This window comes from Diplocloster modestus, assembly GCF_019042245.1.
Classification (GTDB): Bacteria; Bacillota; Clostridia; order Lachnospirales; family Lachnospiraceae; genus Diplocloster; species Diplocloster modestus.
Genome location: NZ_JAHQCX010000010.1, coordinates 46,606 through 64,601 on the forward strand (window position 1 = coordinate 46,606; position 17,996 = coordinate 64,601).

The window sequence follows — 17,996 nt, forward strand, 5'->3', positions numbered from 1 at the left end:
GATCCCACTGCATATTTTATATCTCCCGGTTACGCAGGCGAAGGGAGAATCTGGCAGGGCCCGGAACACTGTTCGAGACGCCCTTTGGCGAGTTTGTTCCGAGCCCTGCTAATAAGAGGTTCCCTCTCATAGTAAATTTACAAAGTCATTCCGTTATTTAGTACCGTCTCCGGAAGATCCTCTTCTTCTGCGCCAGCTTAAAAACAGCCCGGCAGCCAAAATACCCATGCCCGTGAACAATCCGACATAGAGCCAAAGCGGCGTATGATCACCGGTCCGGACCGCAGGCAGATACCGGTATACCGTGGGGTGCTGCACAATCGTACGTTTGATCACGATCCTGGTATCCCTGCGTGCCTCGGTCTTCAGATAGACACCCGCATCCCAGGACAAGTCCTCCGGTTTTGTCTCCACATCCAGATAGAAGCTTCTGCTGTAGAACCAGCGCCCCGTGGCCTCCCTGGAGGCGTCGGAATCCAGCTCATGGGCGTTATCTCCAATGCCCCGGTTGGCAGGAGTGACATTATATTGATCAGGGATCTGGAACCTCACCCGGTAATAGTTTTCATCCAGATCATAGAACCGATAATAGCCATTGGCATTCGTCCTGGTCTCTGCATACACATACCAGGCATTCTCATTGTCCACCTCGCCGCTGGGGCAGATCTCCAGAGCCACCGGTATATTCGCTACTCCGAACTCCCCTTCATCCTGGATGCCGTTTTGATTCTTGTCATACCAGACGAAATCTCCGATGGTCCCTTTGGTCGATATAATACCAGCATCCCAGGTCAGATCTTCAGCTCCGTATTCCAGGGTCGGGATCGGCATAGTCACATAACCCAGTCCTTCGATTTTGAACATGGCGTCGGAATCGACAGCTGTGTCCTCACCCTGTTTCGGTATTGTCACTTTTATACCGTCCGCAAAGTCAAATGCTACCCGGTACTGGATTCCATACCGCGTGCTGCTCTTCAGATCCGTAAACAGGTATCTGCCGTTCTGATCCGTGGTCGTGGACGCGTAGCTGCTCCACGCTCCTCCATCCATCCTGCTTTGGAGTATCACTTTCACTCCGGCAACTCCGCGTTCATTGGAATCCTGAAGTCCGTTTTTATTCAGGTCATACCAGACATAATCTCCGATCGTGCTGAGCTTATAGGCTCCGGCATCCCAGGTTGTGTCCGCCACATCTCTCGGCAGATGGATCACTTCCGTGAATCCCTGGCTCATGTCTCCATCTGTAAAAATCTTAGTATCCGAATCGGTGGTCGTCGTGCCCACATTCGGCTTGACAGCCGTATAACCTTCCGGATAGGTGAAATGAATCTGGTAATCCCCTTCCATCAGCTGGTCAAAGTAATATTTACCATCTTCTCCCACCATCGCCGTGCGGACCGGGCTGCCTTCCCGTATACCGTTCACTACCTGATACAGATCCACCTTGGTTCCGGGCAGCGGTTTGTAGATGTCCTGCATATCCGTATAATTCTCGTCATCAAAGCAGAAGCCGCCCAGGGCACTGTATACCGTCAGTCCGGCATCCCAGCGGTCATCCACATGGGGATCTGCCAGCAGATCCGGGGAAGTTCCGGGCCACAGATGGATCACCTGTGTCTTTCTGATCCTGTCATCCGCGTGGAGCTCAGGTGAAATCACAGCATCCGAATCATAGGCATCCCTGGACGTATCCACATTATCTTCCGTAAACATGTATCGATAAGTATAGCCGTCTTCCTTCACCAGAGTGGTCGTATCAAATACCACCACATAATAGCCCTCCGGCAGGTTGTTAAACCAATAGATGCCGTCCTCCCCGTTTACCGAAGCGGTAACGGCGGTCGCGTAAGGCGAAAGTCCTTCGATGCTGCCATCCGGTCCATCCACCTTATAAAGCTTGACACCCACATTGTTTACGCCTGGTTCCGGCTTCTCGACACCATCCACATCGATATAGGTGCCCTGCATACCGTCCCGGTTCCAGTCCAGCCAGACCTGATTGCCCAGCCGGTACGGGCGGATAAAGCCCGCGTCCAGGGTCATATTCTCTTCGCCGTATAATTTACCGTCTCTGATCTGCACCGACAGCTGCACGTAATCCGTGGACCCGTTTTCATCGATATTGGAATCTTTGGCTCTGTCTCCTCCTTCATATCTGGTTGTGTTGGAGAAGTCATCCAGCATGGCAAATACCACGCGGTAGCGGTAAAATTCTCCGCCCACATAATCGTTCGGGTCTTCTGAGCCTGCGGCAGCACCTTTTTTCAGATAACTGCAGGGCAGATCCGTAAACAGGTATTTTCCAACGCCGTCCGTGGTTGTGGTGGCATAGAGTTTTTCCATGCTGGTTCCGGTTTTGGCGCTGGTCACCGTCTGATACAGGGATACTTTAAGGTTCGGCACCGGTGTGTCCGTATCGTCCTGAAGCCCGTCGTTATTATTGTCATACCACGCGTAGTCCCCGATCGAGCCTGTGGGCAGCACAAGCTTGGCGGCCACATCGTTGGACTCCACACGGTCCTCGTTACCGATGCTGTCCGCGATCCCCGTCTGGGCCTGCCGGATCACCGCCACCGCTGCTGTATTTACCATCTGTTTCGTGGCATAGTCCTCGATCTCATCCGCCGTGTATCCCGGCGTTTTCATGGTCAGGGTCATCTGGAAGGAGTCGCCGTATTCCAACAGCGCGCTGTCTTTGAATGTGATCTCCATCCCGATCGCGGTAATCCTTCCGGGATCTGAAGGCATGCCTGTAGTCCATCTTCCGCCCCAGTTCTCATATCTGCCGTTTCCGGAATCCAGCGTATCATAGAAGAACGGCATCTCCGCATACAGATTGCCCGTTCTGGTCTCCCAGCTGTTGACATCGGCGGTAGCTTCCACATAATAATAAAATTTATAATTCTCAACATTGGCCTTGTCGGGAATATCCATGCTCTCAAACAGCATTTCCTCAAATCCGGCTCCGGACGGGATATCCGTATTCCGGCTGACAAAGGCATTGAACAGATAACTGTCCCCGGTAAACGGCAGAATATCCACCAGCCGGATGGTCTTGGCCGGGTTCGGCGAAAAATTATAGATCGTCATCCGGTAATAAACCTCATCCGTGGGATTCACGGTGACCGGTTTGGTATAACTCCAATTCTTGTTATCCGCGCTGATCTCCTTCACCAGCTGTGTGCCGCTGCTGTCCGTAGTCTGAACGATAACCGGCTCATACAGGTATTCCCGGTTCCCCTGTTCTGTCTGGCCGATGGTGTCATCGATATCCGGATTTTCCTGCATGTTGTCCGGAGATAAGAAACTGGTACCCAGTTTGTTTTCCGCGGAAGCCGGAATCGTATAGTTGCTGCTCAAATGGGCCGGAGAGGTAAACTTAATCGCCCCCTGGGGTTTATTGTAATCAATGATCGCCTCCAGTTCCAGCATAATACTTTCCCCGGGCTTGAGTACCACGCCAGGGCCGAATTCAAAGATATACCTGGTGGTATCCACTTCCCCCGTGACAGGTGAACCGTCACTGCCGGTACCTGCGACAGCTTTTACCGTGGTTTCCTTCAGAGTATACTGATCCACGGGTATCTCCGTATAGCTGGGGGTACCGTGGGCATCCATGGATTTCTTAATTACCTTGAAGCCGTTTCCGGCCGACCCGAAGTTCTGATGGAGACTGGTGTAAGCGGCCAGGTCAAAGGTAAGGACCGGCTGCCTGAATACCGCGTCGTTCGTACTGATATTCTCCGCCGTCACCCGATAGGCCACCGTGGACCCAGCCGCGAACTGATTCCCGCTGGCGCTTCCGTTGGTAATCATATTGGTCAGCTTCACCGTCGGCATTACATCTTCCGCCCTGGGAATCAACGCCGTCACCTGGCTGCTTCTGATGTCCGCTGTGGTGCCGTTTTCACTTACCCCCTCGCTGTTGTACACTTCTTCCGTCCAGTGCAGGTCCGCGCTGTTCACGATCCGCCGCACTTCCGGTAAATCCGCGGAAGCCACGGCCTCCCGGCTGTGGAATGTGGCGTTGATGGTGATCCCTTTGGCGGCGTCCGCCAGTTGGAATCCTTTCTTCACATTCTGGTAATGGACGCGGATCCCTGTCACCGTTCCTCCCAGGGAATCCAGCGGAAGCGTCTGATCCGCCGTAAGCGAATACACATGGCCGTTGTTATAAGACCTCCATACGGTTTCCCCGTAGAACTGGTATTCCAGCACCGCGTCTGCCGCCGCGGCGGGATCCGCATAATAGGCCGGATGTATCGTTACGGAATTAAACTGGTAATCTTCCCGGTTCACCTGCGGCAGATCGGTATATATCTGGCTGCCGTCATTTAGTTTCTGCAGATACTGAAGGGTGACCCGGTTATCGGTAACTGTGAATTCCCGGGCTCCCAGAATATTCGCACCGTCAGCATAGCCCGACAGGGTGAAGTTGACGGTATAATCTTCAAACATCAGGCTGTGTTCCGCCTGCACCTGCGTGGAAGGTACGGTTTCATCCTCATCGTCAATGCTTTTCGTGATCGAACTCACGAAATTCCCCATATCCTCCGTGATTTTCTTGTTCTGGAATGATACGTAATTAGAAGTTTGGTTTACCGCCGGCTCAAAGAACGGATACACCGTGACTTCCTGCTCTGTCGGAAAATAGGTATCATCCAGCGTATATGGATCCGGCGCCTTCACCTCTTTGACAAGATATGTGGTTCCCGTTTTCGCCGCGCTTAACAGCCTGGTCTTCACCATGCCGTCCCCTCGGGTTACCTCTACGCTGTCCACTTCCCGGGTATAGTTTCCGTCTGCATCTTTCGCATATACTTTAAATATGGCTCCGGTCAGCGGATTGCCCGTGTCACCATCTGTCTTACTGATCAGGATAGCTCCTTTGACCGCGTCATTTCCGATCACACCATCGGCCTGCAAGTCCGGATTATCTGCCTTTAAAGGCCGATACAGTAGCTCATCTGTGACGAGCCGTCCGTCCTCCACCGTCACTTTATAGAAATCATCTTCCTGGACTTCATAGCCGTCCGGAGCGCTGATCTCATGGATATAGTAGGTACCGGGGGACACATCCGTCCAGCTGCAGGTGCCGCTGCCGTCTGTGGTTCTCTCGCTGTCGGGCACTTCCACATAGTTCATCACGCCATCTGCTGGAGAACCTGTATACAGCCGAAAGACAACTCCGCTCAGCATAGTTCTGGCCGATTCGATCGGCAGCCCGTTCTCATCGTACTGAACCCCCTGTTTTGACACCTGAATCGTGCCCTTGGGGCTATTGTGGAACACGACCTCTTTCGTAATCCCTTCAACAATCGTAAAATCGAATTCCGTTTGTTCCGGCAGCTGGAACTGAACCCAGGTACCGTCCGCTTTCTGGTAAGAGGGCGCCTTGATCTCCTTTAACCGGTAGTTACCGGGTTCCAGCATACCTGATTCATATACAGGGCTGCTCATGGTCAGTTTTTCTTCCCCGTCTATGATCTGGAGCTGATAGGTATGATCTGCCTGCTGCTTATATAGCTCAAACTGCGCTCCGGTCAGCCCGTGTAAAGACGCAGGATCGGTTCCATCGGCACCGTCGTATTTCTTCAGCAGGAATTTTCCTTTATTGGGAACATTCACCACCGGCGTATCTTTATATTTAACATTGGTTTTACCGTCCTCCACCTGCACCCAGACGGAAGCTGTTTTTCCGGTTTCCGGCGCAAATCCGTCGGGCAGTGTCTCCACCACCTCATACCAGCCGGAGGGAAGAGGTTTACTGACAGCAGTCGCAAAATTGGTCGCTACATCCAGTACCGTTTTGATCGTATCGACCGGCGCGTCTCCATCGTTGTGTTCCACATTTTCCGCTGCCACCCGGTATACCTTGAATTCCACTCCAGGCAGGGTCACGGTGACTCCGTTCCACGCAGCCGTCTTGGTCACGGCAAAGTTTCCGTAAGGCATATTGGGGATCGGATTCGGTGTTGCCGTCACGGTCACCTGATCACTGTCCGTGTAGGTAATGGTGACCGGATAGACCGTATCATTCATCTGGTAATTATCGACCGTGGATATCTCACGAAGATAATAAGTCTTCGTTCCCGAGTTCTCCACATAAAGTCCGGTAAACAGATAACTGCCTGCCGTATTGGTGCTGCCCGCAGCCAGCCGGTTCTCATCGTTCACCGCATCCTGTTCGGATTCGTAGAGCCCGAAGGTGACACCGCCCAGCGGGCTGTTGGTTTTGCCGTCGGTCTTGTATACCTGGATCTTAAATTCCTTCTGGTTCGTCACATAACTTGACACACTGGTTGTGTAGTCCGCCAGTTTCCCCTGCTCTACTGCATAAGGCCCGAAATACGTATCCTTCGTAAGATATCCCTCTGGCGCTTTTGTCTCTTTTACATAATACTCGCCGGCCGGCAGATACCCGGATACCGCAGTGCCGTCCGTACCGGTTTTAAGAACCGCCCACTTGCCTTCAGAATCCTTCGCACGCTCCCACGCGCCGCCGGTTTCCTTCCGGTAAATATCGAACTCTGCTCCGCCAAGGACCTGATCGGTATTGTTGGCGTCTGCTTTCTTAATCTTAAATTTACCGTAGATCACTTTATTTTCGACCGCCGTACCGTCCGCAGTCCGCAGATAAGTGGTCTCGCCTATGGCTATGGTTACAGGAAATGCTTTTTTGATCTGCTCCGCCAGTGTGCCTAACGGCTCATATTCCGGATACTGGCTGCTATTCTTGCCAAGCTTTGTCTCCACCAGCCAGTAATCTCCGGCATCCAGCTTCCAGTCTATGATCTTTCCAGCGGGGCCCGTAATCCTGTATCCGATATAGTTGGCGTCAGTACAATCCGCAGTCCTGTCGCCGCTGACATTTTTATAAATTCGGAATGTAACGTCCGGCAGAAGTTTCTGCGCATACCAGGCGTCACTCTTCTCCCCGAACACACCGGATTTTTCCAGGCTTAATATGCCCTGCCTGTTATTCGTAACCAGGATCGGATCCGCCAGTCCGCCGCCCGCGGCTGCACCTGCCGCTCCCGTGATCTTTCCGGCCGCGATGGAGAATTCCACATCCGCTGCCAGTGTATAACCAGGACAGCTTATTTCCACAAGCTTGTAATCCCCTACGGGCAGGTAATCGGACAGATAGGTATAATCACCGTTGCGTTTGGTCTGGAATGTATAGGTCTTTCCACCTATCTGGTAATCCTCATAGTCTTTGCCGTTATACCTTTGCACCTTGAAGGTTGCGGCCGCATCCGTCACCGGATTTCCCAGATCATTCAGTTTCTTTAGCGCAAATTTACCCACTTTGGCAGGATTCCGGAACTTATGGTCCTCCAGCAGCTTCCCGTTATCCTTCCCGTTGTCTGTGGCCCCATTTACCTGACCGGCCTGAATCTCCAGGATCCGGTAGTCTGGAGAGGAAACCGTAATATCGACGATATCCGGCGCTTTCCCTCCCTCATATTTCGACTCATCCTTTTCTTCTTCTATAATATACACGCCCTTCGGCAGCAGAATGCTGGTATAGATCCCGTTGGCGTTGGTGTAACCGGCAGCGGACGCTGATTCCGCTTTCCGGTATTTTATACCGTTTCGCTCATAGGCACCGTTTGTATCTTCGACCGCCTGGTAGACATTATATTTCACACCGTTTACCCGGTATTCCTGCTCACCTGCGGTTCCCTGGTCTAGACTGGTCACCTTGGAGACCTGAAGCTGCCCCAGCTTATAATCCGAGAATACCAGTTCGGATGTAGCATGGCCGTCCTGGTCAACCGCCAGAGTCCGGATCACAGTCTCATCATAATCATATCCGGCCGGAGGCACCAGTTCCGCTACGTAATAAGTACCCTCCTTCAGATCCCGGAAGGAGAAGCGGCCGCCGGCATCGGTAACCGCCCACTGTACGATCTGTTTCAGATCCGGATCATCGACATAGGTCCCACCGGTCAGCTTCGCGGCCAGCGCCTTGCGAAATACCGTGTCGGTCGCCGCCTCATTGTCCCACAGATAATGAACCACGGCCTCAGCATCCGCCTGCGTGCGGAACAGACCGAAGTAAGCGCTGTACACACCCATATTGGTGTCCGCATCCACTTTACTTCCGTCGATCGTCGTTTCCGGATAATTGACCACCGTTACGGTGGATTCATTTCCTGCCGTCACAGTAATCGGCCCGGTCCACAGTTCATCCACAAAGTAACCGTCAGGCGCTTTCTGTTCATACAGATAATACGTGCCCGGATCGATCTCGATCGTCACTGCCGATCCGGTTCCGTCGGTACCGCTCTGCATCAGGTATCCGGTATCATCGGAGGAAGCGGATACCCTGACTTTCAGCAGCCAGACGTCGCTGCCGCCTACCAGGAACTTCTGTGCACCAGGAGTTCCCTCCGCCACCTGCTGATAGAGGAGGAATTCGGCTCCGTTTAACAGGGCATTGGTACCATGGCTGCGTTTAAACAGCCGCAGCCTGCCTCTTTCCGAACGGTTATCGATATGCACCTGATTGGAGCCTGTAATCTCCTCAGACTGTCCGCTTGTAACATGGGCCTGATATATTTGTGCGGAAGCGGTATATTGATCCGGCGCGGCTGTTTCTTTTACCCAGTAATCGCCCTCCGGCAGCCATCCCGTCTCCTGTTTGGAAGGCATCTGTTCCATTCTCCATATCGGGAGATTGGGCTCGGATGTATCGGTTAACGCATCCTCGGTTAATTTTCTGTAGATCTCTATCGTCGCGCCGGCCAGCGGATATTTGCTCTCCCCGCTGGTGACGGAACCATCCTCCCCGGCAATCGGGAATGTACCGTATTTGTACAGATAGAGTTTCCCCATCAACCGGTTTGTAAGCGGATGATTCACATAGGTTTTATCGGTTTTCCCCGCCGCTATCGTAAACGGATGAGGCGCGGCATCCACCTCATATCCCTCCGGACTGCCGGCAGTCTCCTGCTCGATCAGCACATACTCCCCGGGTTCCAGCCATCCCGACACCGCCTGGCCCTCTGCGTCGGTCGTCAGCGTACCCAGCACATCGGCTGTGGTATAATCGTTATCCCCGCGCTTTGCATAGATCTGGAACGTAACATTCTCCAGTTTTTTCGCCGGATCACTCTCATCGATTTTCAGAATCTGGACTTTCCCTTTATCCGCACTGTTGTCGATCTGTTCTATATCGGTAATCCCGTAACCTTCTACATTTTCACCCGGGGCCACTTCGACTTTTACAGGGTCTGCCGGTACTGCGTGGCCGTCCGCACGGATTTCTTTGAGCCAATAGCTGCCGGCCTCCAGGTTCTCCCAGGCCGCCTGGCCGTTTTCGCCGGTCGTGCGCGTTCCAATCTGATTTGCCGGATCGGAGCAATCCGCTGCGCCGTTTTCCGATACTGCCCGGTACAATTCAAACTGCGCTCCCTGTAAGGCTGCACGATCAGAACCTTCACAATCCATATTCGAGGTTTTATAGATTTTAAGCATACCGTTTGGTATATTTTCGATCTCTTTTTCATAGGTCAGATCCGCCTGCCAGCTGCCGCTGCCACTGGCCGGGACCGTAACGGTTACCGGTTCCTGATATACTTTATAACCCGCCGGTGTTGTGGTTTCTTTCAGGAAATAGGTCTTTCCGGGTTCCAGGCCTTTCCATGCCGCGATACCGTCCTTGTCAGTCAAAACTTCTGTTCCGACCGGCTGTGTACACGCCTCATCCCGGTACAGTGTAAAGCCGGCTCCGGCCAGCATGGCATTGGTTACCGAGTCTTTTTTCAGGATTTTCAGGCTGGCCAGCGGTTCATCCTTTACCTTCACCAGGGTCTGCACATTCTGGCTTACCGCAATACCGGCCCCATCAGCCGCAGCATTACCTCCGCCGTCGATGCCCCGGATCACTTCGATCGTAATAGCATAACCTGCGGGCGCCTCAAGCTCCTTCACGTAGTAATTTCCCGGCTCCAGCAGCGAGGATAGCACAGTTCCGTCTGCGCCTGTCGTCAGCACATCACCGACAGCCTGCGTACAAGCCGGATCTTTAAATATCTGGAATTTGGCCCCGGACAATGTTTTCCCTGTATCCGTGGCATCCTGCTTCTGGATTTTAATCTGTCCATACACCGCGGTATTCACGATCTCCAGTTCAAAATGGACCGAATCTTCTGAGCCGACCGTAAATGGCTGTCTCCCCTGTATCTGCTGATACCCTTCCGGCGCGTTCTTTTCCTCATACCAGTACTGTTTCCCGTTCTCCAGATAGATCTCATTGGAGGTGGAATGCATGGAAGAATCCAGCTTGGTGGTCAGGGTGCCTAACAGCGCGCCGCCGGCAGGCGCATCGTATATTTCAAATACGGCGCCGGCCAGATCTTCCTTGTATAATCCGGCGACATCGCCCTTTTTGCTGATGGTCACCGCTATTTTCTTCCGGTTGGTAAGCGTTATGCTGTTTTCTGTGTTTGCGGACACGCCGGAAGCCGTGACCTCTACAGACAGCACATAGTTTTCCGGAGCCTCGATCTCCCGGATAAAATATTTTCCCGCTTCCAAAGGCATAGACAGCGCTGTGCCGTCTTTGCCGCCTGTTTCCATGACGTAATCACTTCCGTCCGTATTCTGAACAGGCACGGCTCCGGCCGGAAGGGACGTAACCGCCGCATCATAAGGCCCATACAAATGGAACCTGGCACCGCCAAGCTTTTTATTGGGATCTTTTTCATCCGTTTTGATTATTATTAGCTTTCCTTTTGAGGATGTATTCTGGAATACCGGATGCGTGCTGGTACTTCCCGGATCATGGACGGCCGGATATGTCACTCGGTTACCCGACACCGTCACATCGATCACCCGGTTATCGATCTGGTATTCCTTTCTCAGCTCATCGGACAAACCGGTTTCCTGGAGCAGGTAATCACCGCTTGGAACACAGTCAAAACGGATTTTTCCGTCGCTCCCGCTGACCGCCTGATAGGTTTTTCCGCCTGTTTTCCCCGTCAGGGTAAAGACAGCTCCCGCAAGTGCCTGGGTATTTCCGGCTGCATTGAGGCCCTGTTTCCAGAATTCAACGGCTCCCACCGTTTCCGCCATATCCGTTACTTTCAGAATATTTCCTTCCACCACCGCATTTTCTGTCTGGTCAATTTTTAAGGTACCGTCAAGAGCTGCTTCCACTTTCAGCCCCGTACCTTTCGCCAGGAGCGAAAATCCGGCTGGCGCGGCTGTTTCCTTCAGATAATACACGCCGGGCTTCAGTTTCGAAAAAGTTACCCTTCCATTTTCATTTACCGGAGTTTCAGCGCCTGCCGCTGCGGTTCCGCTGATATTATTTGCCAGAATCGTGCAGTCCTTATCTTTGTACAGCGCAAACCGGGCCGCACCATAGGTCTTTTGGGCCGATGCGTCCAGAAGCCAGGACCGGCCCTCCATACCGACATATTTTTCCACCGTAATCGAGGTGCTGCCGCCCTCCGGTTCTTTTTCCCCCAGTTTTAAAGACGCCTGGCTCTCCTTTTGCGCCGGGTTCTGTCCCAGAAGCTGGTAATTCAGACGGGCCGTATTGACCAGATCGTAAATCACCGCCTCCGGCTCATTGGACGGCGTCAGATAAGGGGACTTTGGATAGCGTACAACGATTGTATAGATGGTTTTAACCGGCGTATTCTCCCGGACATTGGGATACTCGGCGGCCTGTTCCTGCGTCAGCTTATCTATGTAACTGATCTCCAGCGTTTTGATCGTATTATCCGGATTCTTCTGGATCGTATAGTCCGTACCCGGAGTCAGATTCTGCGGCGTAGTGTTCACAGTGGATCTGGCTGTCACAGAACGGACGGACACAGCGCCTCCGCCGGAGGGCAGTCCGGAAGACGGCAGTATATCCGTCAGTGAATAAGACTGCATAGCCAGGCGGCCGAACCGGTTCCATTCGCTTTCCCGCAGCCCCTGCGCATTTTCCGAAGCCGTACTGCTCTGGTTATATACGGTCAGTTCATAGGTGACATCATAATATTCCTTATCGCTTTCTTCAACTGTGATCACATCTCCCCGGGTCTTCTGCACATCCCAGCCGTCGTCCGCACGTATGACCAGATCCGTCCCATCCGCATTCGGGCTCGCATCCCGGTCCAGCCGGATAGACTCGGAGGTGTTATCCTGCGTAAAATAACTGCTGAAATTAGCCGGTATCTCGAGCTGGGAGCCATCGGCGAAATCAAAGTTATCCGTCTTTAACGTCATGGCGATCGTCCGTCCGGTACCGGTTACCAGGCCCTGCTTTAACTGGAAAAACCAGGTGGTGGTGCCGTCCGCGTTCCGGATCGTACGCTGGCTGCTCACATCATCTCCGCTCCAGGCCACAGGATTGATCCCCTCCGGCAGCGTTACCTTGATGGTGGAGCTGGTATATTTGCCGCCGCCCGGAACATTATAGGAAACAGTATAGTTTACCGTATCTCCCGCGGTGACTTCTGTCTCGCTGATTGCGGCTGAGAACTCAAAGGTGACTTCCGGAACCGTATCAAACGTCTGCGCTTCCGGACCCGCATCTGTCTGGTTCTGGGGATCTGCAGACGGATCCACTGCCGACACTGCCGATTCCGGAGCGTCCGCCGGTTCCTGCGTGGGAAGCGCATTCTGATCGTTCCCGCCGGAAGAATCTCCTTCGGGAGTTACAGAAGGTTCCGGCGTGGGCTCTGACACCGGCTCCGGCGTGGGCTCTGCTCCCGGCTCCCCAAAAGCCTCCGCCCCAGGGCTCCCCTCCGGCACAGCACCGGGTGTCACCATTGGCTCCGCTGTGGGGTTGGGTGTTTCTGCACCGGTATCCGGATCTGTACTGGCATTCGCATCACCTGCGCTCTTCTGCGTATTTGTCTGGGTTTCTTCTGTCTCCAGTTCCACCGCCAGCGTGTAATTGCTCGCCGTCACCCAGAGAACCGCCACCAGTACAAGAGCCATAATCCGCTTCCAATAGCTGATTCCGTATCCTTTCTTGTCATGTTTATATCTCATAATCTCAACCTCCCGTCATCAGTCTGACTTATTAATAAAGCGGACGCTCCGCTGCAAATCCTCTCTAAATAAATAATGATACCATGGCACAGTCACACGGTTGTCACATTATTTCTGATATATTGCAGGATTATTGTAAAAAAAATTAAAATAATGATTTATTTCTCTGTTATAATAAAATATAATAGAAATTGAACATGCAGTTTACAAAAGCAGGGAGGAAAACCACATGGACCTAACACTACATATCAAAATGTTCGGTACTTTTACCATTTCCAATGACTATTACAAATTCACACCTACGAACAACCGCAGCCTTCAGGTGACCCGTCTGATCACCTATCTGCTGGCCAATAAAGAAATTCCTGTATCCAAAGATAAGCTCACGGATATTCTATGGAGCGAAAGTGAAGATTGTCAAAATCCTGCCGGGGCGCTCCGCAATCTGGTCTATCGGGCCAGACAGGTGCTGGCTGATTTCTATCCCGCGGAAACCCTCAGGCCGGAATGCATTCTTTTTACAAACAACGCTTATCTGTGGAACCCCGATGTTCCCTGTGAGATTGATATTTATCAGTTTGAACAGTATGCGAATCTGGCAAAAAAAGAATCCGATCCCGGGGCACAGTTTGCATACTTTGAGAAAATGCATGATCTTTATGTGGGAGATTTCCTGAGCGCACAGTCCTCGGAGGAATGGGTGGTTTTTCGAAGTGTCTATTATAAAAACCTATACACCTGCTGTACCGTGGATATGTGCCGGTATCTGAATTCCATTGGCCGGTATGAGGATGTCATCGCCCTGTGCAATGCCTCCAGTATAGGAGACCAGTTAAACGAGGATCTCCACAAAGAGAAAATAAATGCCTACTTAAACAGCGATGCCGTATCCCAGGCCCTGGATTATTATTATTCCGTCTCGGATCTCTTCTCTCAGAAATACGGGGTTGACTTAAGCAGTTCCATGCACGATATCTACAGAGAAATCGTAAAGCGCCTGCCGAACCATCAGCTGAATATCGCCAAACTGGAAGAAAATCTCCGGACGAAGAAAGATGACAACGGTACCTTCTACTGCAATTTTGACATCTTCAAAAACATTTACCAGATTAACCTACGGTCCGTCAGGCGCTCACAGAGTAAGCGTTACCTGACCTTATTTACCCTTACCGACCGCAACTATCCCGATATCGTCACCACCGATATCAAGGCGGACATGGAAACCCTTCACCAGATTCTGGCCAAAAACCTGCGCAGCAATGACGTATTTACCCAATCCAGCCCCGCGCAGTTTTCTCTGATTCTGACCGTTGTCAACGAAAATGGCAGCCGGATCGCCATCAACCGCATTTGTGACCGCTATTATCAGCAGCACAAACATCCCAATGTGGAGATGGAGATCGAAAGCAAGCTGATCCAGTAATTATAGCTGTTCCTCTTTTTGGCGTTTTTTCTTTCTTATGTAATGAACGGCCAGATAAATAATCTCTGCCAGTACAGCGGCACCGCCAACCGCACATACGATGATCCAGACCAGTTGATTCTGTTGGGAACCGGCAGCTTTTACATCGTCAGAGGTTTTCTCTTCCGGTTTCAGAAGCTGTGGATTCCCATCTTTTTCGTCACCGGACGTGTCGGGCGTCACCGCAGGTTCCGTACTCGCGGGGGGAGCTGTGGTGGGACTGGGCGTCACTGCCGCCTGCTCTCCTGTACCGGAAGCCGATTCCTGGTGTGTACCTGCCGCATTTTGCGTCCCCTTTGTTACCGTAGATCCTCCGTATATCACGTTTGGTTCCGCCGTCTCGACCACCGTCTCATAGACATAAGTCACATCTCCATCTGTGTTATCATTCGACGTCTGCCGCACCGTAAACCCGATTAATCCGGAATCCAGAGGGTGTCCGTAGGCGTCCGCCAGGCCCTGTATCGTAAATCCATAGCTCTCGCCTTCCTGAAATCCCGACAGCGACATGCTCATAGATTTTCCATCTCCCGACAGCTGTGTATCCACATGCTCTCCTCCGTGAGCCGGAGAAAATGTTACGGAAGCATCGCCAAAAACCGGCTCCGAAAATACCACGGTAACCGTGTCCTGCGCTCCGATCACATCGCCGGATCCCGGATTCGTGCTGGCAATGCAGGGCGGCTGTCCTTCATCCGCCAAAACACTTTTGCACGGCAGGACTACCAGCAGCCATGTACATATCCCAAAAAGTATCGCTTTACTTCTATGTATTTTCATCGTACCCTCCCGTCTGCGAACCTGCAAACTAAAAATGTCATACTAATTTTATTATATTATATAATTTTTTGTTTTCATTTGTCTATCAGTTTATAAAAAGAACGGACAGAGGAAAGGACAGCCTCCGTCTCCGGAGTCTGTCCCTCGCATCTACCCGCTCCCAGCTTTAGGAAAGGTCAAACCCTGCCTGTTACTCTTTGCTAATACCAAGTACGACATTCGCGCTAGCGCCTGGCGTGTATTCTATCGTAATACGGTCGCCGACATTATAGCGGATAATATCTAAAAACTCCACCACGGATATGTCAAAGATCTCGTCGGAACCTTCTAACATCAGATAGTAATGGGAATTTCCCTCGATAACCCCCTGGGCAATCTTTGCTATAACACCTGTCTTACTCTGGGTAGCCGCAGCTGTCGCGTCCGCGGAGATACCGCTTGTATTCAGAAGCGCGATATACTGCTTCTCACATTGCTGGACCGTATCGCCTATGGCTACCAGCTGGTATTTCTGGACATTTACCATGGCGTATTTTTTGACCAGACCGGCATCGTCCTTCAATGCGATGAAATAGGTGGGTTCATTGGCTATATTCAAAAGAAGCGGGAATGTAGCCCGGTATCCCAGGTTCTGCACCTGTCCTTCGGCAGATGACATAGCGGAGACCTCCACCGCGCCCTCTATCTTGTAAAACTTTGTTTCCATCGTTCTCTGGTTCATCAGAACAAAACCGACGTTGGACTGATCCGCAGTCACACTGGTCACACCTGTGTAGACCCACACATCATCATCCTGGGCAATAAAATTATATCCGTTGGTCGTCTGCAGGCAGTCCTTTTGTCCCAGAATACTGTTGAAATAACCATGCTTCAACGTTCCGTAGTAATCGAACAGCTGTACCAGAAGATCCGCCGAGTAAGCCCGATCGATCCAGGACGGCACGTCCTCGATGGGATAATCCATGGTTTCACCCGTTATCGCATTACAGAGCACAACTCTGCCGATCACCTGTCCGCCGAATAGGCCGATGCTGTATTTTTTCACCGGACATACCCAGTAAGGGGTCCCCTCTTCGTCCAGCTCAAAACTGATCTCATCGAAAATATAAGTCGGATAGTTAAAGCGCAGATGCCGGTAGATATTCCGGTTAAAGTATTCGGAAGGGCTGTACTTGATCCCCTGCTTAAGCTTCACACATTCCGTATCCTGATTGGCCATATCAATCATCATGTAGGCCGGTATTCCCTCTTTCTGGTTCGTCAGCCATTTGATGGGACTTGCGTACTGAAGCGGGGAGACCCGAACCGGCCGTCCTTTGTAATTAATCTGTGTATACAGGGGGCTCACCTCAAACTGAGAGACCATCTCCACCAGGCTTCCCATCTTCCGGTTCCCCAGCAGTGTGGCGGAATCCCGGTCCAGCAGAGGAATCTGGTCAAAGGATACCTGATCGATATCCTCGGTAAATTCCCCGTCCTTCACCGTCAGCAGCTTCTGATACTTCTTGGCGTTGACAATCGGGGAGGACAAAAGGCTCCCCACCAGATACACAACTACCACCAGCAGAATCGCTCCGATTCCGACTTTGAATATCTTGCTTTTCTTTACGTCTTTAATATTTTCTCCCTTTTTCAGTCTGGATAAAATGTAAAATCCGACCAAAACTGCCAGCAGCACGATCAGGAAGGTCCAGAATCCTCCGGCATGGATATTAATCGCAGGCAATGACACATAATAGTAAATAAAACCGATAATCAAAAGTGCCAGCACTGCCAGAATCACTTTTGTTGGCTTTTTCATAGTAGCTCCTCCTTTGTTCCCGTCAAAGTTTTAACAGTATACATCATAGCAGTTTTATTCGTACAAAACAATGAGTTTATAAAGATTTAATATTCTACCTCAAGCAGGAACAGGCCGTGAGGAGGAGCAGTCTGTCCGGCGGCCGCCCGGTCACATTTTTCCAGCACGTCCCGCACGGACGCTGCGGATCTCTGTGCGTTCCCAACCTCCAGCAGAGTTCCCACAATAATGCGGACCATATGATGCAAGAATCCATTCCCGGTAATATAGACAGACATTACCTCCTCCTGCTCTTCGATCCGGATATCATGAATACAGCGCACCGTGGACTTTTTCATCCGTTTATTTGCGCAAAAGCTCTTAAAATCATGGGTACCCAAAAGACAGTCCGCCGCCTCTCTCATGCGCTCCACATGAAGCGGCCCGCTGTAAGCCAGCCGGTATTTCCGGTAAAAGACAGAAGGCTTGGCCCCCCGGTCGATCCGATATACATACGTCTTCCGAAGCGCGTTCCATCTGCTGTGGAACCTTTCCGAAGCCGTCTTAAGCTCAAGCACGCGGATATCCTGCGGAAGGTACCGGTTCATCTCTTCCAGGAGTTCCCCCGGCTCCCGGTATTCCTTCAGCCGGAAATTCGCCACCTGCCCCAGCGCGTGCACGCCGGCGTCGGTGCGCCCGGAGCCTGCTACCTCCGTGTCCTCCCCAGTCATTTTCTTCAGCAGTTCTTCCAGCTTCCCCTGTATCGTACGTTCGGTATTCCCCTGTTTCTGCCACCCATTATAGGAAGTCCCGTCATATTCCAATATCATTTTGTAATTCATTTTTTACTGCTCCTTTTTCTTTGTTTGCTTAGGTCCGGAGGGGTCTGGGGGATGGGATTCCCGGGCGGGGGCCAATGGAACGGGAGCCAAATCGCTTCGGCCAGACCTAAGAACGGGCGCTCCGATG

The 17,996-nt window shown here is 51.9% G+C and carries 5 protein-coding genes; 1 reads left to right on the forward strand and 4 read right to left on the reverse strand.

Annotated elements, in window-relative coordinates; translation table 11 throughout:
* Positions 1-153: 153 nt before the first annotated feature.
* The gene (locus KTH90_RS14810) at positions 154-13,005 is read right to left on the reverse strand and encodes a SpaA isopeptide-forming pilin-related protein (RefSeq protein WP_238726999.1); all 12,852 of its coding nucleotides are present in this window, start codon (positions 13,003-13,005) and stop codon (positions 154-156) included.
* A gap of 229 nt (positions 13,006-13,234) precedes the next feature.
* Between KTH90_RS14810 and KTH90_RS14815 the strand changes: the two genes are divergently transcribed.
* Positions 13,235-14,428: an AfsR/SARP family transcriptional regulator gene (locus KTH90_RS14815; protein ID WP_158354015.1), complete on the forward strand. Its 1,194-nt coding sequence runs from the start codon at positions 13,235-13,237 to the stop codon at positions 14,426-14,428.
* Here KTH90_RS14815 and KTH90_RS14820 read toward each other — a convergent pair whose 3' ends face one another.
* The 3 genes from KTH90_RS14820 to truA form a co-directional block, all read right to left on the reverse strand.
* Positions 14,429-15,247, reverse strand: a complete 819-nt coding sequence (locus KTH90_RS14820) for an Ig-like domain-containing protein (RefSeq protein WP_158354016.1) — start codon at positions 15,245-15,247, stop codon at positions 14,429-14,431.
* A gap of 190 nt (positions 15,248-15,437) precedes the next feature.
* Positions 15,438-17,048, reverse strand: coding sequence for a CvpA family protein (locus KTH90_RS14825; RefSeq protein ID WP_158354017.1), 1,611 nt, complete (start codon positions 17,046-17,048; stop codon positions 15,438-15,440).
* Between the two features lie 86 nt (positions 17,049-17,134).
* Entirely contained in the window at positions 17,135-17,869 is a 735-nt protein-coding gene (gene truA, locus KTH90_RS14830; protein WP_158354018.1) for a tRNA pseudouridine(38-40) synthase TruA, read from the reverse strand.
* Positions 17,870-17,996: the final 127 nt, after the last annotated feature.

What these genes read in the sequence shown, in the direction of transcription:
- KTH90_RS14810 (WP_238726999.1), bottom strand. Translation starts at nt 13,005, where the DNA reads ATGAGATATAAACATGACAAGAAAGGATACGGAATCAGCTATTGGAAG.
- KTH90_RS14815 (WP_158354015.1), top strand. Translation starts at nt 13,235, where the DNA reads ATGGACCTAACACTACATATCAAAATGTTCGGTACTTTTACCATTTCC.
- KTH90_RS14820 (WP_158354016.1), bottom strand. Translation starts at nt 15,247, where the DNA reads ATGAAAATACATAGAAGTAAAGCGATACTTTTTGGGATATGTACATGG.
- KTH90_RS14825 (WP_158354017.1), bottom strand. Translation starts at nt 17,048, where the DNA reads ATGAAAAAGCCAACAAAAGTGATTCTGGCAGTGCTGGCACTTTTGATT.
- truA (WP_158354018.1), bottom strand. Translation starts at nt 17,869, where the DNA reads ATGAATTACAAAATGATATTGGAATATGACGGGACTTCCTATAATGGG.